Below are 21280 nucleotides of genomic sequence, written 5' to 3'. Positions count from 1 at the left end.
GGTTACTCGGCGTAGATCATTTTGCGCGTCATGCCGCCATCGGCCACAAAATTCTGGCCGGTAATAAAGCCTGACTCCTTGGAGAGTAGAAAACGGGTCAGCGCACCAATATCTTCAGGCGTGCCAACGCGCCCGGCGGGGTGCTGCTCGCGGTCGATGGCGCGGTGCTCGATGGGCTGCTGGCGGGAGGGCTTTTGCCAGTCGCCGACTTCGATCCAGCCGGGGCTTATGGCGTTTACCCGAATATCCGGGCCGAGGCTGACCGCCAGTGCGTGGGTCAGGGCCACAATACCGCCTTTGCTGGCGGCGTAGGCTTCGGTGTCCGGCTCGGACTGGATGGCGCGGGAAGAGGCCATCAGCACGATACTGCCACCCTGAGCGCGTAGATACGGTGCCCCATGTTTGGCACATAAGAACGCTCCGGTGAGGTTGGTGTTCAAGTAGGCTTGCCAGGTATCGAGTGAGAGCTGCTCGACCGGGCCATGAAAAGGGTCGGCAATGCCCGCGTTGTGCACGATGCCGTCCAGGCGGCCAAAGTGGCTGACGGTTTTCTCAAGACTCATTGCTACCTGAGCCTCATCGCCGGCATCTGCCTGCAGGGTCAATAGCTGTTGGTGGTTGGATAGCCTCTCAAGTGCTGCGTCAAGGGCGTTTTTGTCAATGTCGGTGATGGCAACGCAGTGACCATCGGCCAATAGCATCTGGGCGATGCCGAGGCCAATGCCTTGGGCGCCTCCGGTGATGTAGTAGGTCTGAGGGTTTGTCATGAGTATGTCTCCTGGGTGGTATCGGCGGTTCGATAATACCCTCGAGGTTCTTGCCGGAGTTATTGAGTGATTCGTTATGAGGCAAAGCGAGAAAAGATGCGCCGGATCGGTGCGCTTTTGCAAATATTCCAGAAAAGCCCAGCATAGCATTACAAACGAAAATTTTTAAGGTTATGTTTTTTAATATAAAAAATATTATTGGCACATGTATCGCATTATAAAATACAAGCAGCAAATGAATAGAGTTGTTTACATCGAGATTGATTCGATAGTGGGTGCTCTCCCTTCTTTGCCACGTCGCCACGGTGAACCTGCCGGGCGATACATAGAGTGAGCTGGCGTGCTCCACCTAGGCCTCCTTCGGGAGGTCTTTTTTTGCGCTTAATAAACATTCAATTTATATAAACCTACGCAAAAACTCCACAAGGAATTTGGAAACACTGTTCGAGTAGTATATATTGTATAGGTAAGCCGGTTGCCCGGCGCTAGTCCAGCTAAAATGCAACGAGGATGAACCAAATGCGCAACGTAAAATTGATTTCAGCCGCTGTGATTACTGCTGGTTTTGCTCTGGCAAGTCAGGCGGCGTTGGCATATAACGCAGGCGATGCATTTGTCCGCGGTGGCTATGCAAAAACTGATACCGGTTCTGGTAACGGTAATGTAGGCGGCAATGAGCTCAATGTTCAGAACGAGAGCGGCTTCACCTTCGGCGCTGGTTACCTGTTCACTGATAAAGTCGGCATTGAGCTGAATAGCTCCGAGAAATTTGAGCATCAGTTTAATGCAGCGGGCAATAACGGCAGCTTCGACCGTATGCCGGTCAACCTGCTGGTGAACTATTACCCGCTGGGTGGCATGGATTCACGCGTTCAGCCATATGTTGGTGCGGGCGTGAATTACACGCGTTTCTCCGGCGAGCCGAGCGATGTAAGCGTTAAATCAAGCTACGGTGCCATTGGTCAGGTCGGTGTCGATCTAGCGGTTACCGAAAACGTATCGCTGAACAGCTTTGCAAGCTACGCGGATGTAAGCTCCGATATCCGCACCGGTGGCGAAACCGTTGGCAAGGTGGATATGGATCCGCTGACGGTCGGTGGCGGTGTTACCTTCCGCTTCTAACGCTCTCTGATCGACGTTAGTCACCTCGAAACGCTCGGCAAACGCCGGGCGTTTTTGTGTATGCTCGATTTACACACTTTTAAGCTATCTCAAACGGTAAAGGAGTAGCCACGTGTCCACATCCTTCGTTGATACCCATTGCCACTTCGATTTCCCCCCCTTCGCAAGCAATGAAGCGCAGAGTCTTGCGCGGGCAGGCGAGGCCGGGGTCGAAAAAATCATCGCGGTGGGCGTAACGGCCGAGCGCTTCGACGGTGTGATGGCGCTGGCCGAGCGTTTCGATCCGGTTTACGCCGCGCTCGGCATTCACCCGATGGCGATCGGCGAGTTCGAAGAGGCGCATCTCGACCGGCTCGAGGAATGGCTTCGCCAAAGGCCAGAGAAGCTGGTAGCGATCGGGGAGATCGGGCTGGATCTTTACATCGACGACCCGCAGTTCGAAAGGCAGGAGGCGCTGCTTCAAGCGCAGCTGCGTCTGGCGCGTGAGTTCGAGCTGCCGGTAATCCTCCACTCCAGGCGCGCCCACGACAAGCTCGCGATGCATCTAAGGCGAATCGAGCTGCCAAGGACCGGGGTGGTGCACGGTTTTGCTGGCAGCGAGCAGCAGGCACGGGCTTTCATCGAGGCGGGGTACTATATCGGCGTGGGCGGCACGCTAACGTACGAGCGGGCCACCAAGACCCGCCGAACGCTTTCGCGCCTGCCGCTTTCATCGCTTTTGCTCGAGACTGACTCGCCGGATATGCCGGTGCAGGGGTTTCAGGGCGAGCCCAATCGGCCCGAGCGTATTCGCCACGTCTGGCATAGCCTTTGCGAGATTCGCGAAGAGTCGCCGGAGGAGATTGCCGAGGCCATTCGCGACAATACCCGCCGGCTTTTCAGGATCTGATTGGTTAAAACCGTCAGCGCCAAAGGGACGACCCCTTTAAGCCTGGGAGGCTCAAGGCGTCAGGTTCTCGAAGCCGGATTCGGTGACCAGCACGTTATCCTCGATGCGAATACCGCCGCAGTTGATCAGCGACTCCACCAGCGGCCAATTGACGGCACGACCCTGCTCCTTGAGCGGGGACAGCAGCATGGGAATGAAATAGAGTCCGGGTTCGATGGTCACCACCATGCCGGGCTTGAGTGTGCGCGTCAGGCGCAGCGCCGGGTGCTTTTCGGGGGCGGGTAGCGGCGCGCCATCTTCGGTTTTAAGCCCCGCCACGTCGTGCACCTGTAGCCCCAGCAAATGCCCCAGCCCGTGCGGGCAGAAGGCGCGGGTGACGCCGAGCTCGAGCGCGCTTTCGGCGCTGTCCTTGTAAAGGTCGAAGCTCACCAGAATATCCGCCAGGCGCTGGTGCATCGTTTCGTGCAGCGCCGTAAACTCCACGCCCGGTCCGATGCACTGCACCAGCTCGTTTTTCAACCCATGCAGCGCGACCACCAGGGCGGCGAAGATTTCCGGCGCATCCGGGCCGACGTGGGTGCGGGTGATGTCGGCACAGTAGCCGCGAAAACGGTGGCCTGCATCCACCAGCAGGCTATGGCGCATCTTCGGCGGAGTAAGGTCGTAGTGCTGGTAGTGCAGCACGCCGGCGTGGCCGTTCAAACCGATGATGTTCTGGTAGGGCACTCGGGATTCGCGCTGGCGGCTGGCGCCCAGGTAGGCGAGCTGAATGTCGAGCTCGGCGCCCACGCCGATGAACGACGCCTTGGCCGCCTGGTGGCCCGCCTTAGCCAGCCGGTTGGCCTCGCGAAGACAGGCGAGTTCGTAGTCGGTCTTTGTCACGCGCAGCTCGTCGAGCGCGGTGATCAACGACTCGGGGGTGAGTTCGACGTTGCCAAGCGTTTGGCGCTGCTCTTCACCGAGCCTTGCTGTATCGCCGATCACCGCGGCGTTTTTAGAAAGCGTCGGCGCGGTGGGCTTTTGGCAAAGCGTGATGTCGAAGGCCTCGATCCAGGGCTCGTCGGGCAGGGTGGTGGTCAAATGCCAGAAATCACTGGGAGCGTAGAGCAGCAGCCGAGGTTTTTGGCCTGGTTCGATCACCACCCAGCTATGCTCGGCGTCACTCAAGCCCACCCAGTGCATGAAGTGCCCGTAGGCCTGAAAGGCCGGGGCGTGATCGTCGGCGAAGAAATAATCGCTGTGGCCGCTGTAGATCGCCACGCTTTCAAAGCCAAGACGCTCAAGAATGTCGGTATAGGCGCGGTCGAGGCGCTTTAGGTGGGCAAGCTGCAGGGCGAAGAGTGTCTCTGACATGAGGAAATCCTTTTAAACGCGGAGTGCGGGCAGTTCGTTCCAGAGCCTTTCGAGTTCGGCGTGATGCTTTTGATAGCGGTATAGGCGCAGCTCCATGGGCACATCCCAGCGGCTATCACCGGCTCTAACCAGTGTGCCTTCGGCAAGTTCAGCGGCAACGTTGCGCTCGGGTAGCCAGCTCATACCATAGCCAAGCAGCAGTAGCTCCTTGATACCGGCGGCATACAGGTTTTCGCTTTGCGCAATCAAGTGCGTGCTTTGAGGCAGCCGGGCCAGATGAGCCTTTATGGCCGAGCCGAGCAGACCCCGTTTGGGGTAAGCAAGCCAGGGCGAAGGCTGCTGGCGCGTTCCGGGCAGCGCGGTACATGGCTCCCCCAGAGGGGTAACCCCGGTTACGGGAATTAATCGCTCATGCCCAATAACCCGGTAGTGGCAGGCGCTGGTGTCAATATCCAGGTCGCAGCGCCCAACAGGCCAGTAGCAAATCGCCAGATCGCACTCGGCGCGTGCCAGCGCCTGGAAATAGTCGTGGGCTACCCAGCCGGTGGCTCGCAGATAGGGCTGTACCTGATGTTGCCAGCCGGTAGAAGACAACCATTCGGGCAAGAAATGGGCCAGCAAGCTTTGCGGGGCGGCCACCATGATGCGCCGCTGTTGGCCTGCATTGATCTCTCGTAAGCGCTCCCGCGTTAAGCGCACCCGGTCGGTAACCTGCTCGCACAGGGTAAGAAACTCTTCACCGGCCGGGGTCAGGGAAAGTGGCAGGGTCTGACGATTAATCAACGTGACCCCCATTTCCTCTTCCAGAAGCTTGATTCGCCGGGAAAAGGTGGGCTGAGTAACGTGTTGATCATCCGCTGCACGCGAAAAGTGCCGTGTTCTGGCCAGGGCAATAAAGTCTTCTAGCCAGCGAATTTCCATGCCTTACCTCGCAGTAATGGAGCTTGCCTCGCTAGTAAAGCGCCGCGATTCATAAGCGGCCTTCTTCTACAGCGTGGCACGCAACGTGAGTGCCATCATGCTGCATTTGCAGTAAAGGTATTTCCTCGCGGCAGCGCGGGTTAGCATACGGGCAGCGACCATGAAATACGCAGCCGCTAGGTAAGTGAACCGGGGTCGGCACTTCGCCTTTAAGCCGAATATGCTGTGGCCGGTCATCTTCCAGGCGCGGAATGGAAGAGAGCAGTGCCTGAGTATAGGGGTGGCGCGGCTTGGAAAAGAGTGTGGCTGTTGTGGCTATTTCACATACGGTACCCAAGTACATGACGGCTACACGAGTACCAAAATGCTCTACCACGGCCAGATCGTGGGTAATAAACAGGTAAGTGAGATGACGTTCGTGCTGCGCTTCCATCAGGAGGTTGAGCACCTGAGCCTGAATCGACACGTCGAGTGCTGAAATAGGTTCATCAGCAACAATGAATTCTGGGTCGACGGCCAAGGCGCGGGCGATAGCAATACGCTGGCGCTGCCCACCAGAAAATTCGTGGCCAAAGCGTTTGCCCCAGTCGGGGTCGATACCCACCGAGCGCATGACTTCTTCAACCTTATCGGCGATCTGCTGTCGATTCCATTTTGGATGGTGCAGACGCAATGGCTCTTCCAGAGTTTGCTGAATGGTCATGCGTGGGTTCAGTGACGCATAGGGATTCTGGAAGATCATCTGCATACGCTTGCGATAGGGCAGCAGCTGGCGCGAGCTTAAATGGTCGATCCGCTGACCATCGAAATGAATCTCGCCTTCGGAAGGACTTAAAAGCCCCATGACGGTGCGCGCCACGGTCGATTTTCCGCAGCCGGATTCGCCTACCACACACAGGGCTTCACCGCGCTTGATATCCAGGTTCACGCCGTTGATGGCATGTACATGCTCTTGATGACGGACAAGTTTGCCGCCCTTGAAGCGGAGTTGGTCAAGAAAATCACCTGACAGCGAAAAGCGTTTTCTCAGATCGCGAATTTGCAGCAATGGCTGGGCGACATCGACGTTTTCAGCAGGGATATGGTTATCTACCCTGGCGCTTGCGGGCATGCTCATTGGCTCTCCTCTTTTAAACGACGATCTTCCTGGAGCTCGGCCACCATATGGCAAGCCGCCTGACAGTTACCCGCCTGTACAAAGCCAGGTACCTGCTCGATACAGGCCGGGCGGACTTGCCCGTCAGTGCGCCTGATAAAATCGCAGCGTGGATGAAAGGCGCAGCCGCTTGGCAGATTGGAAAGCGACGGCATGCTGCCGCGAATCTGATTAAGCTTTTCACCCGGTGTTGCCATTTGAGGGAGGGCGTTGATCAGCCCTTGGGTGTAGGGGTGTTGCGGGTCGTTGATAATTTCCCGTGTGGGGCCCTGTTCAATTACCCGGCCGGCGTACATGACCAGCATGCGCTGGGTAACCTGGCTCACCACACCCAAGTCATGGGTAATCAGAATCAGACCTACATTGTGCTGCTCGCAAAGATCTAGCAGCAACGCCATAATTTCCGCCTGAATGGTGACATCAAGCGCAGTGGTAGGCTCATCGGCAATAATGATATCGGGGTCAAGCAGCAGGGCGATGGCGATAATGATCCGCTGGCGCATCCCGCCCGATAGCTCATGGGGGTATTGGTCCAGACGCTTTTCCGGTGAAGGAATCTGCACCTGGCGCAGCTTGTCCAGCGCAATGGCACGCGCATCCCGCGAAGAAATGCGCCGGTGAGCCTTCAAGCACTCGACCATCTGCTCACCGATGGATAACACCGGGTTCAGGGTCATCATCGGGTCCTGGAAAATCATCGAGATGCGGTTGCCGCGAATTTTCCGCAAGCCGCGTTCCGACATGGTATTCAGTGTTTGCCCTTCAAAACGAACACTGCCACCGGCAATAAACCCTGGCTTGGAAATCAGGTTCAAAAGCGAAAAGGCCGCGACCGATTTGCCCGCACCGGACTCGCCGACAATGCCTAAACGCTCACCACGCTCAAGCGTAAAACTTACATCGCGTATTGCCTTAACCTCGCCCTGGCGTAAGGCAAAGCGTACATCCAACTGGGAAACTTCAAGTAATGCCATGGTGTCCTCAGCCTTTATAGAGTCGTGGGTTCATGACATCGCGTAGCCAATCGCCCAGGAGATTGATAGACAGCACCAGCACTACCAGCACCGCACCGGGGATCAGTGTGATCCACCAAGAGCCTGACTGAATGTAGTCAAACCCCGCCTTGATTAACGAGCCAAGCGACGGGTGGGTTTCCGGCATACCTAGACCCAAAAACGAAAGCGCCGCCTCGGAGATGATCGCATTGGCAATCTGCACCGTGGAGATGACGAAAATGGGTGAAAGCGTGTTGGGCAGTACGTGGCGGAACATGATCCGTTTGCTGCGCAGGCCCATGACCCGGGCGGCGTCCACGTACTCCTTGCCCTTTTCAGCGAGCACCGAGGCACGCACCGTGCGGGCATACTGAGGCCATTCAGCCAGGCCAATAATCAGCACCAGCATCAAGACGGCGTACTGGCTGTAAAATGCCCCGCCCAGGGTCGCTTTCACCACCGCACCCACTACAATCGCGACCATTAACGTCGAGAATGACAGCTGGATGTCGGCAAGGCGCATCAAAAAGGCATCCACACGTCCCCCTAGATAGCCCGCCATCAAACCAAAGGTGACGCCCAGAAGCGCCTGGAGAATAACAGCACCGAAACCAATCAATAGTGACACGCGGGTGCCATAAAGAATGATCGACCAGAGATCGCGGCCCTGGGCATCGGTGCCCAGTGAATATTGCTCATCGGCGCCATCGATCCAGAAAGGCGGCAGTTCTGATGCCATGATATCGATCTGGCGCAGATCGTAAGGATCGGTAGGCGCGAGCAGGGGGGCAGCAAACGCGGCCATTACCAGGCAGAGAAAAACCGCCAAGCAGAGCTGCGCGGTGCGGTCACGCTTGAAGCTGTACCACACAAAAGAGTCGCGAAAGCGTTCTAAGCGGCTGGGTGCCTTATTCGTTTTCATCGTCATGCGGGCTTACCAGTCAGTTTTACAGTGGGGTTCACAAAGCCGTAGATCAGATCCACGATGGTGTTGGTCACCACGAAAATGACGCCGACAATCATCAGGTAGGCCACAATCAGTGGAATATCGGCACGGTTGATCGCATCCAGGAACATCAGGCCCATGCCCGGCCATTGGAATACGGTCTCGGTCAGGATGGTGTAAGCCACCATGGTGCCGATCTGCACGCCGCCTACGGTAATGACCGGCAGCATGGTGTTTTTCAGCGCGTGCACGAAGTAGACGCGGCGCATGGAAATACCCTTGGCGCGAGCGTACTTGACGTACTCTGACTGGAGTACTTCCATCATTTCCGCACGTATCAGGCGGATAAATAGCGGCAGCATGATGGAGGCAAGCGAAATGGCCGGTAGTACCAGATGCTTGAGCCCGTTCCAGGACGCCAGGTTGGTATCCCAGTGGCCGATAACGTGCACCAGATCATAGCCGCGTCCAAACGAAGGCATGCTACCTTGGGTGGAGAAAAAGCCGTTCAGCCAGGCACCCCAACTGGTACTTTCCGGGAAAATGGAGACGGTGATGCCGATAGAGAATATTTGAATCAATACAATAGCGGTCAGAAACACCGGAATAGAAATACCGATAATCGACGCGCCCATGAAAAAACGCGAGATAATGGAGCGTGGTTTAATCGCGCTATATACCCCGATTGGCACCGACAACAGCACAATAATCAGCGTGGCGGCAAAAACCAGCTCAAGGGTTGCCGGTAAATGACGGGCAATCACGCCGAGAGCGGGTTCACGATAAAAGTACGAGTAGCCAAAATCACCCTGTACTGCGTTCTTGGCAAAGCGCACATACTGCACTATGAAGGGGTCGTTGAGCCCTAAACGTTCGCGAAGGGCATCGCGTTCGCTCTCAGGGACCGATTGGCCCACCATCTGTTGTATCGGATCACCCAGGTTATCCTGAATGGCGAAGGCCAGCACGCTGATGACGAACATCACCAATACCGCGTGCATCAGCCGCTTGATTAAAAAAGCAATCATGGCGTACGCCACCTATGTAATAGTGTTTAACAAAGGGCCTAACGATAAGCTTTGAAATGCGTTGCAGCCGTTTTGGTACAACAAGTACTTCGCTCTCCAGTTGCCTGGAGAGCGAAGCATCCTTGCTTTAAAGCTTGCGGGACGTTCAGCAGGATTAGCGACTGATCACAAGATCACCCAAGTAAGGGAAGTCGAGCGCATTGACCACCGGCTCGATTTCTACGCCGTTAGCGGCGGCGTAGGCCAGGTTCTGCCAGTGCAACATGACAAAACCGACATCTTCATAGAGCATGGCTTCGGCTTCGCGTAGCATTTCGTTACGGCGATCAAGGTTGGTGACACTATCAGCTTCGGTTACCAGCGCATCGATCTCTTCATTGCAGTAGTTGCCGTAGTTGTACTGGCCTGCACCAGTCTCGTCATCGATGCAGAAAGAGAGGTACTGGAAGAAGTTAGCGCTGTCTTCGGTATCCGCGTGCCAGCCGATCATGGCGATATCGGACTGGCGCGTATCGTACTCAGGCCAGTATTGCGCCAGCGGCATGGTGCGCAGGTTAACCTTGATATTGATGCGCGACAGCATGTTGGCAACGGCCTGAGCAATTTGGGCATCGTTAACATAGCGGTTGTTGGGCGCGATCATGTCGACCGTAAAGCCGTCTTCATAGCCTGCTTCGGCCATCAACTCCTGGGCGCGTTCAAGGTTATAGCGCGGTACTAGGTCGGGGTTGTGGCCGGAGTAGCCTTCCGGCGAGAACTGGCCTGCAGGAGTGGCAAAGCCGCGCATTAGGCGGTCGGCAATGCCTTCCTGGTTGATGGCAAGGTCAACGGCCTGGCGAACGCGAACATCCTGAAACGCTTCAACTTTCTCCTGGTTAAGCTGAAAGCCGATGATGCGGGTGCCGGGTACCTCTACCAGTTTGACATCGCCGGACTCACGGATGCGCTCAAGGTCGTTGGGCGGTACGGCATCAATAAAGTCAACACCACCCGACAGCAGGGCCGCCACGCGTGAAGCATTTTCAGAAATCGGAGTCAGAACGATGCTGGAAACGTTACCTTCTGTTTCTGTGTCCCAGTAATCTTCAAAGCGTTCAAAGTCAACGCGTACGCCCTGGCGGCGGTCAGTCAGACGGAAAGGGCCTGTACCAGAAATATTGCGCGAGGCGAACGAGTTACCGGCTTTAACGATTTCAGCCTTGTCGTTGCCGTTATCCGTTTCACCGGTATAGAACTGGCTATCCATCGGGAAGATGTAGGTCGCCAGGTTCAACATCAACGGGTACGGCTCGGTAGTGGTGATTTCTACCGTGTAGTCGTCGATGGCTTCAGCGCTGGCAATTGGCTCAAAAATAGCTTTGTAATCAGGGCTTTCTTTCAGGCGCTCAATGGTCCACACCACATCTTTGGCGGTGAATTCGTTGCCTGAATGGAAGGTGACACCTTCACGCAAGGTCATGCGCATATGAGTGTCGTCGGTCTGTTCCCACTCGGTGGCCAGGCGTGGTTCGAAATCGAAATCTTTAGTCCAGCGAACCAACGGGTCAAAGGCAAGGTGTGAAAAACGCAACATGCCGCCTGAAAGCTGTTCATGAATATCCAGGGTTTCCGGGTCGGCTGAGTAGCCAATACGCAGGGTTTCCGCGCTTGCCGTTAGCGGTAGCATTGCGCCACCCGCCACGGTCGCCCCAATAATAGAAGCCAGTAATGTTTTCTTAAGCGTCATAATTGTTCCCATTTTTTGATGGTTTTATTGTTCGCCTTACCGCCTAAAGCCATATATAGAGCCAGTAAAACAGACACGGTCAGCTTGTAAGCTATGCTACTAACATAGAGAGAGGGCAATACGCCGCACAATCGAAATAATGACAGGCTCTATTCATCTACTAAATGATCAAGCTATTAACAGGCATGAACGATCAATCTGTTAGACGAAAGGTGTAGATCAAAAGTAAACGTTCGTTTAGTTATCAGGTTCTTCAGGTACATAACTAGAAGGTTATAATGAAAAAACAGGGATGGGCCGCACTACTGATAGCTGGGCTGCTTCCACTATCCGTTCACGCGTCAAGTATAGAAGGAACGCTTGAAGGTGAAGCATACGAATGGTTCGTCTTAAACGGCGGCCAGGACTCAAGTGCTGCCTATGTTGAAACAGGCAACCAGTTGGATATTACAATTACGGGTTTTATGGATCCGGATAGCCGGGATGCCCGAGAGGCGCTGTCCATGCATTTAAGCGTTGAGGATGGCGAACTTGTTGACGCCCAAGTGGTTCAGCTAATCGGCAGCGCAGCCACGCCGCCTTTTTATACGTCAGAGGGCGGTAGCGTTGCTGTCTCAATAAGTCATTTTGAACAGCAGGGGCGTCTTTTGCATGTTGCAGGTCGCATTAAGGGCTCAATGGCACTGCAAAACAGCGTAGAAGCTGCACAGGGCCCGGACGAAGAAATTGCGATTGATGTTCACTTCGATGTTGAAGCCTACCGGGCAGAGTTCTAGGCCCCAAACTGCTTATGCAGCCAGCGATTAATATCGTCTGACTCATAAAGCCACTCTTCACGACCGTCTTCATGATTGATTTTCAGACAGGGCACTTTCGGCTTACCGCCGCCTTCTATAAGAGCCTGCTTGTGAGCGGGTTCTTGTTGGGTATCCCGAAGCTCGATGTTTAATCCAAGACGGGCGATCTCCTTACGCACCTTGATGCAAAAAGGGCAGGTTCTGAACTGGTAAAGGGCCAGACGCTGGCAGGCTGCGTCAACGCGTGCCTGCTCAGCAGGTGTACGCTCAAGGGCGCTTGGCGTAGTGAGTTTCTCCGAAATAATCATCACCGGTGCCAGCACCAAACGAACACCCCGGAAAAAGTAACGAATCAATATGCGCACGGTACGCTCCTTCGCTGGCCTATAGACGCGGCCAACGCTTGTAAAAAGTGGTTAGTCAATAAGAGTGGACGCATCCTGCAACAATCACGGGCATTTGTCACTTTGATGGCACGCTTAAGGACGGTTCTGATCGCGTCATGATCATTTTTGTGCGTTAAAACCGGCCCTTAGGGATGAGCAATTAGGCCGGTCGTGCTAGTCTTTCCTGTTATTTCAATGCAGTGTTGATTACGTTGTCAGGGGCGCACCATGCATCTCCATATTATCGGTATCTGTGGCACCTTTATGGGTAGCCTTGCGCTACTTGCACGCGAACAGGGCCACCAGGTCAGCGGGTCGGATGCCAATGTCTATCCGCCGATGAGTACCCAGCTTGCTGAGGCGGGTATCACGCTGATGGAAGGCTACCGGGCAGAGCACTTGTGCGATTCTGTCGATTTGGTCATTGTGGGCAACGCGCTGTCTCGAGGGAACGTGGAGGTAGAGGCGCTGCTCAATAGCGGCTTGCCCTATACCTCGGGCGCCCAATGGCTTGCCGAGCATGTGCTGCCGGGACGGCAGGTCATCGCGATCGCCGGCACCCATGGTAAAACCACCACCGCCAGCCTGCTGGCCTGGCTACTGGAAAGTGCCGGTCAGGCGCCGGGCTTTCTGATTGGCGGCGTACCACGTAACTTTGGTGTTTCGGCGCGCTTGGGCGATCCGCAAGGGCCGTTTGTCGTGGAAGCCGATGAGTACGATACGGCTTTTTTCGACAAGCGCTCCAAGTTCGTTCATTACCGCCCAGATATCGCCGTACTCAACAACCTTGAGTTTGATCACGCGGATATTTTTCCTGACTTGGCCGCCATCGAGCGTCAGTTTCATCATCTGGTTCGCACGGTACCAAGCCAGGGGCGCCTATTGATAGCTGACGAGCAACCCGCGCTTGAACGCGTATTGGCCATGGGGGCCTGGACGCCGGTTGAGTACTTTGGCGAGAAGCCTGAAAGTGCCTGGCAACTATGCCTCGAGCGCCCCGATGCCAGCCGTTTCCAGGTTATTTACCGGGCGAAGCACGGCGAAGAAGACAGCGTTGTCGAGTGGCCGTTAAGCGGTGCGCATAATGCGCGTAACGCATTGGCAGCCCTCGCCGCCGCCCATCAGTGTGGGGTAGATCTGGCCCGCGCCTGTGCTGCCTTGGCTCGCTTTGAAACGCCCAAAAGACGCCAGGAAGTGCGGGGTGAAGTTAGTGGCGTACAGGTGATCGATGACTTTGCCCATCACCCCACCGCCATAGCCGCCACCTTAAAAGGTTTACGCGCCACTACGACCAAGGGGCGCTTGCTGGCGGTGATTGAGCCACGCTCCAATACCATGCGTCTTGGTTCATTACGCGATCGGCTAAACCAGAGCATTGTCGATGCCGACCAGGTGTACTGGTATCAGCCTGCGGGTATCGAGTGGTCGATGGAGTCCCTAGTGGCTGAGCAGGGCGCTAACGCGCATCTGTATCGTGATATCGATGCGTTGGTGAGTGCTGTCGTTAGTCAGGCTGAACCGCTGGATCGCATCGTCGTGATGTCCAATGGTGGCTTTGAAGGAGTGCATGAGCGGCTGCTGCATGCTTTGACGGCCAAGGAGTTCGGCGCATGAGTGGCACCCCCTTTAAAAAGCCAGTTACCGTGGCCTTGACCGGCGCTTCCGGTGCGCAGTATGGGCTGCGCCTGATTGATGTGTTGGTCGAGGCAGGTCATGAAGTGTGGGTCATGGTTTCAAAGGCAGCTCACATGGTAGTTGCCACAGAAACCGATATGAACCTGCCTGCACAACCGGAACGCCTGGCCCAGGCATTAAGTGAGCAAAGCGGCGCCGCACCTGGCCAGATACGCTGCTTTGGGCGCGAAGACTGGATGGCTCCGGTGGCCTCTGGTTCAGGCGCGCCCTCTGCCATGGTGATTTGCCCGTGCTCGACCGGAACGCTTTCAGCCGTGGCTTCTGGTGCAAGCAATAATCTGATCGAGCGCGCGGCAGATGTCGCGATCAAAGAGCGGCGCACCCTAGTGCTAGTTCCCAGGGAGAGCCCACTGTCGCCCATTCATCTGGAGCATATGCTGGCGCTAAGCCGTCTAGGAGTCGTGATTCTGCCCGCTGCCCCCGGCTTTTATCATCGCCCGCACTCTATTGATGATCTTATTGATTTTATTGTTGCGAGAATTCTTAATCAGCTGGGAATTCAGCATACTTTAATGCCGCGTTGGGGCGAGACAGGAACAGGCGCAGAAAGCCCCGCTAAGGATAATTCATGACCTGGACCACGCTCTCGATCTTCATTCCCACCTTTTTGTTTGTTTCGCTTACCCCTGGCATGTGCATGACGCTTGCCATGGTATTGGGAATGACCCAGGGCGTTAAGCGCACGCTCTGGATGATGGTGGGGGAGCTTATTGGCGTAGGCTTGGTGGCTGCAGCTGCTGGGGCGGGTGTTGCCGCGCTAATGCTGCGCCAGCCCGAGCTGTTTACGGCTTTTAAGTGGGTGGGCGGGGCCTACTTGATGTATCTGGGCATCATGATGTGGCGTTCGCGGGGGCGCATGGCCATCCCCAGCGAGCTTAACGCCGGGCCCGCGGCTGGGCGCCTGCAGTTGGCCATACAGGGGTTTGTCACGGCAGTTGCTAACCCCAAAGGCTGGGCATTTTTTATGGTCCTGCTGCCGCCTTTTCTGGACAGCAACCGCCCGCTTGGTAGTCAGCTTTTGCTGCTGATTGCGGTTATTCTGCTGATCGAGTTTGCCAGCATGCTGGTGTATGCCACGGGCGGTAAAACGTTGCGTAAAACGCTAGGTAAAAGCGGCAATGTACGGCTGCTTAACCGTATTGCCGGCTCCCTGATGATAGGCGTGGGCCTTTGGCTTGCGTTAGGCTAGCCGCTTCACACCGGCGGAAAAAACAAGACCCTAGCACTGATCAACACAAGCGAGGCAAGGCCCAAAAGCTGCCATGGGCATGGCCTTAGCGGCTTGCGTGGGTAGCGTTGCCAGCTTAAGCGAACCAGCGCGCACAGCACCAAGCCAAGAAGTGCACCACCCACCAGATCGCTAAACCAGTGTACGCCGATGACTAGGCGGGAAAGTGCCATGGGAACGGCCAGCATAATAGCGGCCCAGTAAACCCATGCCCGCTGCTTGCGTGAAAGTTCAGAGGCGATGAAAGCCGCCACTAGCCCAAGCACAACAACGGATGTTGAGGTGTGGGCGCTTGGGTAGGAGAGCGAGCCTGTCAAATAATCAGGTGTGTCAGGCCGCGCGCGGCCGAAATACGCTTTCCCATAAGTATTCAGGAGCGCAATACCACCCACCGCCGCGCCCCAATGCGCTAAAGCATCGAATCTCTTGCGACTAATCATCCATACTGCCCAAGGCAATAAAAGCGCCGCAATGCCCATCTTGTCGCCTATCTTGGCGAACACAAGGCCCAGCGAAATGAAAATATCGTTTTCAATCCATATAAATAGACGCTGTACGTAGACATCAATCAACAAGGGGCCGTCGTGGTGAATAACGAGCAGTGTCCAGCCAGATAAGCTTGTCAAGGCCACAATAAACAGAAGCAGCGATGCGATCGGTACTTCGCCCGACTGACTCATGGCAAGCCAGGGACGGCGCATTAACGGCACTCGCCGGGCTAGCCGGGCAATCGCTAGGTATACGCGCCCATGGCGACCCACTTGCGCGCGTCCCCAGGAAAACACGACCGCTAGTGTGATGATAATGGCTGCCATGATTAACAGAGCGGTCTTGATACCGGGCGGCAAGTCGAGATGATCCTGCCACGTGCGCCCCAGAAGATAGCCTGGCAGTACATATGCCGGTGCCCATAGCACTGCCGAGCCGACGTTAGCCCATAAAAAACTGCGGGGTGACATACGCATCATGCCCGCAACCAGAGGAATGACCGGCCGAACCGGACCCACAAAACGCCCAATAAATACGGAATACAGGCCATAACGTTCAAAAAATCGTGCCCCCCGACCTAGCCACTCCGGGTGAGCAGAAAGTGGCCAGCGTTGGGTAATATGTTCTCGGTGGTGATAACCCAGCCTGAAGCTAATGCCGTCACCCAGGATAGCCCCTACAAAGGCGGCGAGCATTACCCAGAGCAAATCGACAGATTGATGGCCCGCTAACGATGCTGCGGCTGTAATCAGCACAACGCCTGGTACCAGTAGCCCAACCAAGGCTAATGATTCCGCGAGGGAGATCAGTAAAACCACCAGGAGTAACATCACAGGGGAGAGCGAGAGCTGATAGAGGGTATCGGCTAGAGACACAAAAAACTCCTAAAAAGCATTTGGTCATCACCCGTTTGCCAGTGCATCGGCACGGGCGTTCAGGCGGTGCACATAGCGCTCAAAGCTCTCTTTACGAGGCAAACAGGCGGCAATCCTTGCTTCAAGCTGGCCAGTTTCAATCAATACGCATTGCGAAAGCGCGTAGTGTAACCGTTCACGCACTAACAGCGCACCGCTCTCGCTGGTATCAGGTAATACCAGCCAAAAGGTAGCCTCGCCAGCACGCCCCAGCACATCATGATCGCGACACCGGGCGTTAACTTCGCTGCATAAGGTGTTGAGCAATGCTATTTTCGCCCGGGATCCAAACTGCTCTTCTGCCATATCAAGCTGCGGTAAATGAATCACTAGCACGGCTAGGCGCCTATTCAGCATGGCAGCCCGCTGATACTCATTATGCAAGCGTTCCTTTAGGGTATCGATATTGTAGGCATCGCAGTCGGAGTCATTGGGGTCTGTTGCATGCAACAAAGCCCTGCGGCGGGCATGTTCCCAGCGGGGCAAGGCCAATAGCAAAAGAAGTGCCATATAGCCAAACAAGAAAGAAACAGGCTGCGGTGGGTGGGAAAGGGCAAACCACACCAATGGCCCGATCAGGCTGGCAAGTACCAGTGCAGTCCAGAGAGGCAAGAGTAAAAAAACACTTGCCATGGGCAAGCCAAGCCACATAGTTGATGCATATGGATAATTGCAAATCGCATTCAGGACGGCCAGACAAGTGCCCACCAAGAGTAATACCTGGGCAATATATCCCTTCGTAGTTTGCCCCAAATGTAGCAGTAAGGCTGCTAGCAATAGCAGAGTCAGAAATGCCGGAATCGACAAGCTTTGATAGTTACCCATCCCATAAAGCCATAAAGCGTAACCCATCATCAGCATTAAGCTGGCGCTATAGGCCAGTGTCATTAATCGCTTGGGAAAAAGGTGTCTGGTCATGTCAGACTCCGTGCTTTGGGAAGTTTGCCAAGCTGCTCCAGCGTAACAGCGGAGGGTTCTATATCAATAAGAGGGAGATGGTGGCTGAAGACGTTATCAGAAAAGGCTGCCTGTAACTGCTGGCGTCGAATCGCCGCCTCCTGAGCCGAACGTGACAACATAAGTGTTACCAGCGTTGTATTATTCAGGCGGTAAGCATTTTCAAAACTGTAGGTAAGCTCGCAGAGCTTTTTTGCTGTTGACCAGAGCTGGTGGCGCTTGACCTGCAAGATAAACAGTTCGGCATGAATAGCCTCGCGCTCTGATCGGGTTTGCTCGCGTGGTAAATCACGCAGTAGCTGCTCACCCGCCCAGAGATTTACTCCCGGGATCAAGCGTGAGCGCTGACGAATAGCACCATTCATATCCACAAGCTGGCGTGCCTTGGCTAGGGCCAAGACGCCAAGTATGGCCAATAGGAAAAGCATCAGGCCCCACTCGGGAAGGTTCAGCATTGGCGCTAAAAGCACCCAGCTAAGTGTGGCCGCAGTGGCGTTGAATATAAACGCCCACCTCGCCTGAGGAAGCATGAAAACAGCGGCCCAAGCCCATATCAGCAAGCTGTGTCTTTCTGGTGCGACAGCAATCATGCCCAGCAGAAGTACACCGGGCACCACTTGCCAAGGCAAGCCGTAGGAATGACGGTGGCTGAAATCCAGCAGTAACGCGGTAATGCAAAGCCAGCTAAGCGATAGCCACAGCATCAGTGCCGCAAGCGGGGGAGCTGATAATGACCAAGCGGCGAGTACGCCAGAAGCAGCGAATAAGTTGGCTTTCAGCAGGCGGATTTTGTATTTGCTTTGCATGGTGGCTTACTATTCACCCTTAATAACTTTATTTATCCGATCGGTACATGCGCTAGACGGATGACTGAGATTCGGAACTCAGAGTACTCATTATAACGTCTAAGTAGCGTAATATATTGTTAACCATGAAACACCATTGCCAAGCGATACCGCTAGCGCGACGATAATAGGGAGACAGCATGAGCGTTTTAGCACCGTTTAACGATAAGGCCCAGCAGCAACTTACCGCCGGCGATGTCCCGGCGTACATGCAGACGCTGGGTAAGGCGGCACGTTTGGCAGCTAGTGCGTTGCGTCGCGCTGAAACCGGTGTCAAAAACCGTGCTCTTGACGCAATGGCGGGCGAGCTTGCCGCCGCCCGCGAGCGTATTTTGAATGCCAATGCAGAAGATTTGCAGCGCGGTAAGGAAGCCGGGCTGGATAGCGCGCTGCTGGACCGCTTGGCGCTTAGTGACGCACGAATTGATGCGATGATTGAAGGGCTTCGCCAGGTGGCGGCACTACCGGACCCGGTTGGCGAGATTGATGATATGAGCTATCGGCCAAGCGGTATCCAGGTGGGTAGGATGCGTGTGCCACTAGGCGTGGTTGGTATCATTTACGAGTCGCGCCCCAACGTAACATTGGAAGCGGCCAGTTTGTGCTTGAAATCAGGCAATGCCTGCATTTTACGAGGAGGGTCTGAGGCAAGCGCATCCAATGCGGTTATCAGTGAGTGCATTACCCAGGGGCTAATAGAGGCAGGCCTACCGGCAAGTGCCGTTCAAGTTGTTGCGACCACTGACCGCGCTGCAGTAGGTGCCATGATCAGCATGCCCGAGTATGTGGATGTGATTATTCCACGGGGCGGGAAGTCGCTGATCGAGCGCATTTCTCGGGAGGCGAAAGTTCCGGTTATCAAACACTTGGATGGCGTCTGCCATGTTTACATAGATACCACTGCAGACCCGGCCAAGGCGTTGGCCATTGCGGTAAATGCCAAGACGCACCGTTACGGTACCTGCAATACCATGGAAACCCTGCTGGTGGATGCACCGGTTGCGGATCTGATTTTACCCGAGCTGGCCCGCGCCTACGCTGAACATAAGGTTGAGCTGCGTGGTTGCGAGCGCACCCGTACCTTGCTGCCTCAAGCGCTTGCCGCCTCAGAGGAAGATTGGTACGCCGAATACCTTGCTCCTGTTCTGGCCATCAAGATCGTTGATGGGGTGGCTGAAGCGATCGCCCATATCGAACAGTATGGTTCTCACCATACGGATGCCATCGTGACCCAGGACTACTCGCTGGCGCGCCGCTTCATGGCTGAGGTGGACTCGAGCTCAGTCATTGTTAATGCCTCCACGCGGTTTGCCGACGGCTTTGAATACGGCCTGGGTGCGGAAATCGGAATTTCGACGGACAAGCTGCATGCACGAGGGCCGGTTGGTCTGGAAGGCCTGACCACGCGCAAGTACATCGTATTTGGAGACGGCCAGGTTCGGCAATGACTTCTCAGGCAATAAAAGTCGGCATGCTGGGGGGGACATTCGACCCCATCCACCACGGTCATTTACGTAGTGCGCTGGAGGTACGTGAAGCACTGGAACTTGACCGGCTGCATATGATACCAGCGCCCCAGCCACCCTTGCGCGGCGTGCCTCAGGTGTCCGCCGAGCAGCGCTTGGCACTTTTGAAAATGGGTATTGGCGAGACTCCCGGGCTTTATGCCGATTGTCGCGAGCTTCGCCGCGAGGGGCCCTCCTATAGTATTGATACGCTTGCCGAACTGCGCGCCGAGTATGGTGAACAGGCTCGTTTGGTGATGATTATTGGGTTTGATGCTTTTTTGCGTCTTCCTCAATGGCACCGGGCAGGCGATTTGCTGTCTTTGGCCCATCTAGTAGTCATGGCGCGCCCTGGCTATCAAACGCCTTGGCCTGAAGAATTAAAGGAACTGGTTGGCTCATCTGAAGTCGAAGGTGCGGATTCGTTGATGCAACGCCCAAAAGGGGGAGTGTTGATGCTGTCGTTACCCTCCATGATGGCGATTTCAGCGACCTATATTCGTGAGCGGCTTGGTGAGGGTAAAAGCGTGCGTTATTTGCTTCCGGAAGCGGTTGAAGAAGCCATACATGAAAAAGGTTTTTATCAACACTTTTTCCAACATGACGAATAGCGCTGGCAGTCACGATAGAAGCCGTTACAATGGCCGACTTTATCAGCCGATTACCACATGGGGTTGTCTTCAGGAGTCATGCACATCGATACACTGAAAAGCCTAGCGCTTGATGCGTTAGAAGAACTTAAAGCACGCGATATCTCCCAACTGGACGTTTCCAGCTTGACCGAGGTCACCGACCTTATGCTGATTGCCAGCGGCACCTCTACCCGCCATGTTGCCGCACTGGCGCAAAACCTAGTGGAAAAAGCCAAGGCAGCAGGCCTGCAGCCGCGTGGTGTTGAAGGCGGTGATAATGCCGATTGGGTACTGGTGGATCTGGGCGATATCGTTGTCCATATCATGCTGCCCGAAGCCCGTACTCTTTACGACTTGGAACGCCTTTGGTCGGATCTGCCCAGCGACGGTTTTAAGCCTGATGCGTCGTTTGAGCACTTTGAAGAGCGAGCTCGCATGTCATGAGGATCCGGCTGTTAGCGGTAGGTACTAAAATGCCGGCATGGGTTGAAGAGGGCATTGAAACCTACCGTAAACGGCTCCCTCGGGATTTCAGCCTAGAAATAGAAGAAATCCCGCTTGGTCAGCGAGGCAAGAACGCGGATATCGTGAAAGCGCGTGCCCAGGAGGCACAGCGCATTCGCGATAAACTTCGCGGCGATGAATACATTGTAGCGCTTGAGGTAAAGGGTAAGCCCTGGACTACCGAACAGTTGGCTCAGGAAGCTGACGCCTGGCGGATGAACGGTCGCGATATCGTACTGCTGGTCGGTGGCCCTGATGGGCTTGAACCTGCGTTATCGGCAATGGCTGATAAAGCTTGGTCACTATCTCCGCTGACACTGCCACACCCGTTAGTTCGCATTATGCTTGCTGAGCAGCTTTATCGTGCCTGGACGTTACTGGTTGGCCATCCCTATCACCGTTAATGAGGTATATAGACGGTAATA

General features: G+C 55.2%; 22 protein-coding genes. 10 read left to right on the top strand and 12 right to left on the bottom strand.

Annotated features, from left to right (window positions below; translation table 11 throughout):
- Positions 1 to 2: 2 nt before the first annotated feature.
- Positions 3 to 767: an SDR family oxidoreductase gene (locus ELY38_RS12995; RefSeq protein ID WP_127062707.1), complete on the bottom strand. Its 765-nt coding sequence runs from the start codon at positions 765 to 767 to the stop codon at positions 3 to 5.
- 519 nt (positions 768 to 1286) lie between these two features.
- On the opposite strand from ELY38_RS12995, the gene ELY38_RS12990 reads away from it, so the two are divergent.
- Both ELY38_RS12990 and ELY38_RS12985 read left to right on the top strand, forming a co-directional pair.
- Positions 1287 to 1889 (top strand): OmpW/AlkL family protein, encoded by a 603-nt coding sequence (locus tag ELY38_RS12990; RefSeq protein ID WP_185858983.1) that lies wholly within the window; start codon positions 1287 to 1289, stop codon positions 1887 to 1889.
- Positions 1890 to 2001: 112 nt separating this feature from the next.
- Positions 2002 to 2778, top strand: coding sequence for a TatD family hydrolase (locus ELY38_RS12985; RefSeq protein ID WP_127062705.1), 777 nt, complete (start codon positions 2002 to 2004; stop codon positions 2776 to 2778).
- 51 nt (positions 2779 to 2829) lie between these two features.
- Here ELY38_RS12985 and pepQ read toward each other — a convergent pair whose 3' ends face one another.
- The 7 genes from pepQ to ELY38_RS12950 form a co-directional block, all read right to left on the bottom strand.
- A complete protein-coding gene (gene pepQ / locus ELY38_RS12980; protein WP_127062704.1) occupies positions 2830 to 4131 on the bottom strand; it encodes a Xaa-Pro dipeptidase in 1302 nt (433 codons plus the stop codon).
- 12 nt (positions 4132 to 4143) lie between these two features.
- The gene (locus ELY38_RS12975; protein WP_127062703.1) at positions 4144 to 5052 is read right to left on the bottom strand and encodes a LysR family transcriptional regulator; all 909 of its coding nucleotides are present in this window, start codon (positions 5050 to 5052) and stop codon (positions 4144 to 4146) included.
- 49 nt (positions 5053 to 5101) lie between these two features.
- The gene (locus ELY38_RS12970) at positions 5102 to 6163 is read right to left on the bottom strand and encodes an ABC transporter ATP-binding protein (RefSeq protein WP_185858989.1); all 1062 of its coding nucleotides are present in this window, start codon (positions 6161 to 6163) and stop codon (positions 5102 to 5104) included.
- A gap of 2 nt (positions 6164 to 6165) precedes the next feature.
- Positions 6166 to 7182, bottom strand: a complete 1017-nt coding sequence (locus ELY38_RS12965; protein ID WP_127062701.1) for an ABC transporter ATP-binding protein — start codon at positions 7180 to 7182, stop codon at positions 6166 to 6168.
- Positions 7183 to 7189: 7 nt separating this feature from the next.
- A complete protein-coding gene (locus tag ELY38_RS12960) occupies positions 7190 to 8131 on the bottom strand; it encodes an ABC transporter permease (protein ID WP_127062700.1) in 942 nt (313 codons plus the stop codon).
- Complete coding sequence (locus ELY38_RS12955) at positions 8128 to 9177, bottom strand: ABC transporter permease (RefSeq protein WP_127062699.1); 1050 nt, start codon at positions 9175 to 9177, stop codon at positions 8128 to 8130. The genes ELY38_RS12960 and ELY38_RS12955 overlap by 4 nt, the downstream gene beginning before the upstream one ends.
- A 154-nt stretch (positions 9178 to 9331) precedes the next feature.
- Positions 9332 to 10903, bottom strand: a complete 1572-nt coding sequence (locus ELY38_RS12950; RefSeq protein ID WP_127062698.1) for an ABC transporter substrate-binding protein — start codon at positions 10901 to 10903, stop codon at positions 9332 to 9334.
- A 278-nt stretch (positions 10904 to 11181) separates the two neighbouring features.
- Here ELY38_RS12950 and ELY38_RS12945 point away from each other — a divergent pair, with 278 nt between their 5' ends.
- The gene (locus ELY38_RS12945) at positions 11182 to 11679 is read left to right on the top strand and encodes a hypothetical protein (protein ID WP_127062697.1); all 498 of its coding nucleotides are present in this window, start codon (positions 11182 to 11184) and stop codon (positions 11677 to 11679) included.
- Here the strand turns inward: ELY38_RS12945 and ELY38_RS12940 are convergent.
- Positions 11676 to 12065 carry a glutaredoxin family protein gene (locus ELY38_RS12940; protein ID WP_127062696.1) on the bottom strand — a complete coding sequence of 130 codons (390 nt, stop codon included), beginning with the start codon at positions 12063 to 12065 and terminating at the stop codon, positions 11676 to 11678. The two genes, ELY38_RS12945 and ELY38_RS12940, sit on opposite strands and share 4 nt — an antisense overlap.
- A gap of 249 nt (positions 12066 to 12314) precedes the next feature.
- Here ELY38_RS12940 and mpl point away from each other — a divergent pair, with 249 nt between their 5' ends.
- Genes mpl through ELY38_RS12925 form a run of 3 tightly spaced genes read left to right on the top strand, consistent with a single transcriptional unit; the run spans position 12315 to position 14970 of the window.
- Positions 12315 to 13700 (top strand): UDP-N-acetylmuramate:L-alanyl-gamma-D-glutamyl-meso-diaminopimelate ligase, encoded by a 1386-nt coding sequence (gene mpl, locus ELY38_RS12935; protein WP_127062695.1) that lies wholly within the window; start codon positions 12315 to 12317, stop codon positions 13698 to 13700.
- Positions 13697 to 14353, top strand: a complete 657-nt coding sequence (locus tag ELY38_RS12930) for a flavin prenyltransferase UbiX (protein ID WP_127062694.1) — start codon at positions 13697 to 13699, stop codon at positions 14351 to 14353. Before mpl ends, ELY38_RS12930 begins: the two co-directional genes overlap by 4 nt.
- On the top strand, positions 14350 to 14970 hold the full coding sequence (locus tag ELY38_RS12925) for a LysE family translocator (protein ID WP_127062693.1): 621 nt from the start codon (positions 14350 to 14352) through the stop codon (positions 14968 to 14970). The genes ELY38_RS12930 and ELY38_RS12925 overlap by 4 nt, the downstream gene beginning before the upstream one ends.
- A gap of 5 nt (positions 14971 to 14975) precedes the next feature.
- Here the strand turns inward: ELY38_RS12925 and ELY38_RS12920 are convergent, their stop codons facing one another.
- Genes ELY38_RS12920 through ELY38_RS12910 form a run of 3 tightly spaced genes read right to left on the bottom strand, consistent with a single transcriptional unit; the run spans position 14976 to position 18175 of the window.
- On the bottom strand, positions 14976 to 16373 hold the full coding sequence (locus ELY38_RS12920) for a bifunctional DedA family/phosphatase PAP2 family protein (protein WP_127062692.1): 1398 nt from the start codon (positions 16371 to 16373) through the stop codon (positions 14976 to 14978).
- 27 nt (positions 16374 to 16400) lie between these two features.
- Positions 16401 to 17330, bottom strand: a complete 930-nt coding sequence (locus ELY38_RS12915; RefSeq protein ID WP_127062691.1) for a diguanylate cyclase — start codon at positions 17328 to 17330, stop codon at positions 16401 to 16403.
- Positions 17327 to 18175 (bottom strand): hypothetical protein, encoded by an 849-nt coding sequence (locus ELY38_RS12910; RefSeq protein ID WP_127062690.1) that lies wholly within the window; start codon positions 18173 to 18175, stop codon positions 17327 to 17329. The genes ELY38_RS12915 and ELY38_RS12910 overlap by 4 nt, the downstream gene beginning before the upstream one ends.
- Positions 18176 to 18354: 179 nt before the next feature.
- Between ELY38_RS12910 and ELY38_RS12905 the strand changes: the two genes are divergently transcribed.
- The 4 genes from ELY38_RS12905 to rlmH all read left to right on the top strand — a co-directional run bounded on the left by ELY38_RS12905 (position 18355) and on the right by rlmH (position 21259).
- Positions 18355 to 19662, top strand: a complete 1308-nt coding sequence (locus ELY38_RS12905) for a glutamate-5-semialdehyde dehydrogenase (RefSeq protein WP_127062689.1) — start codon at positions 18355 to 18357, stop codon at positions 19660 to 19662.
- On the top strand, positions 19659 to 20330 hold the full coding sequence (gene nadD, locus ELY38_RS12900; protein WP_127062688.1) for a nicotinate-nucleotide adenylyltransferase: 672 nt from the start codon (positions 19659 to 19661) through the stop codon (positions 20328 to 20330). The genes ELY38_RS12905 and nadD overlap by 4 nt, the downstream gene beginning before the upstream one ends.
- Before the next feature lie 78 nt (positions 20331 to 20408).
- Complete coding sequence (rsfS, locus tag ELY38_RS12895) at positions 20409 to 20795, top strand: ribosome silencing factor (protein WP_127062687.1); 387 nt, start codon at positions 20409 to 20411, stop codon at positions 20793 to 20795.
- Positions 20792 to 21259 (top strand): 23S rRNA (pseudouridine(1915)-N(3))-methyltransferase RlmH, encoded by a 468-nt coding sequence (gene rlmH, locus ELY38_RS12890; protein WP_127062686.1) that lies wholly within the window; start codon positions 20792 to 20794, stop codon positions 21257 to 21259. Before rsfS ends, rlmH begins: the two co-directional genes overlap by 4 nt.
- Positions 21260 to 21280 lie beyond the last annotated feature (21 nt).

It is taken from the genome of Vreelandella nanhaiensis (assembly GCF_003990185.1).
GTDB classification, from domain to species: domain Bacteria; phylum Pseudomonadota; class Gammaproteobacteria; order Pseudomonadales; family Halomonadaceae; genus Vreelandella; species Vreelandella nanhaiensis.
This window is presented reverse-complemented; position numbering and strand designations above follow the sequence as displayed.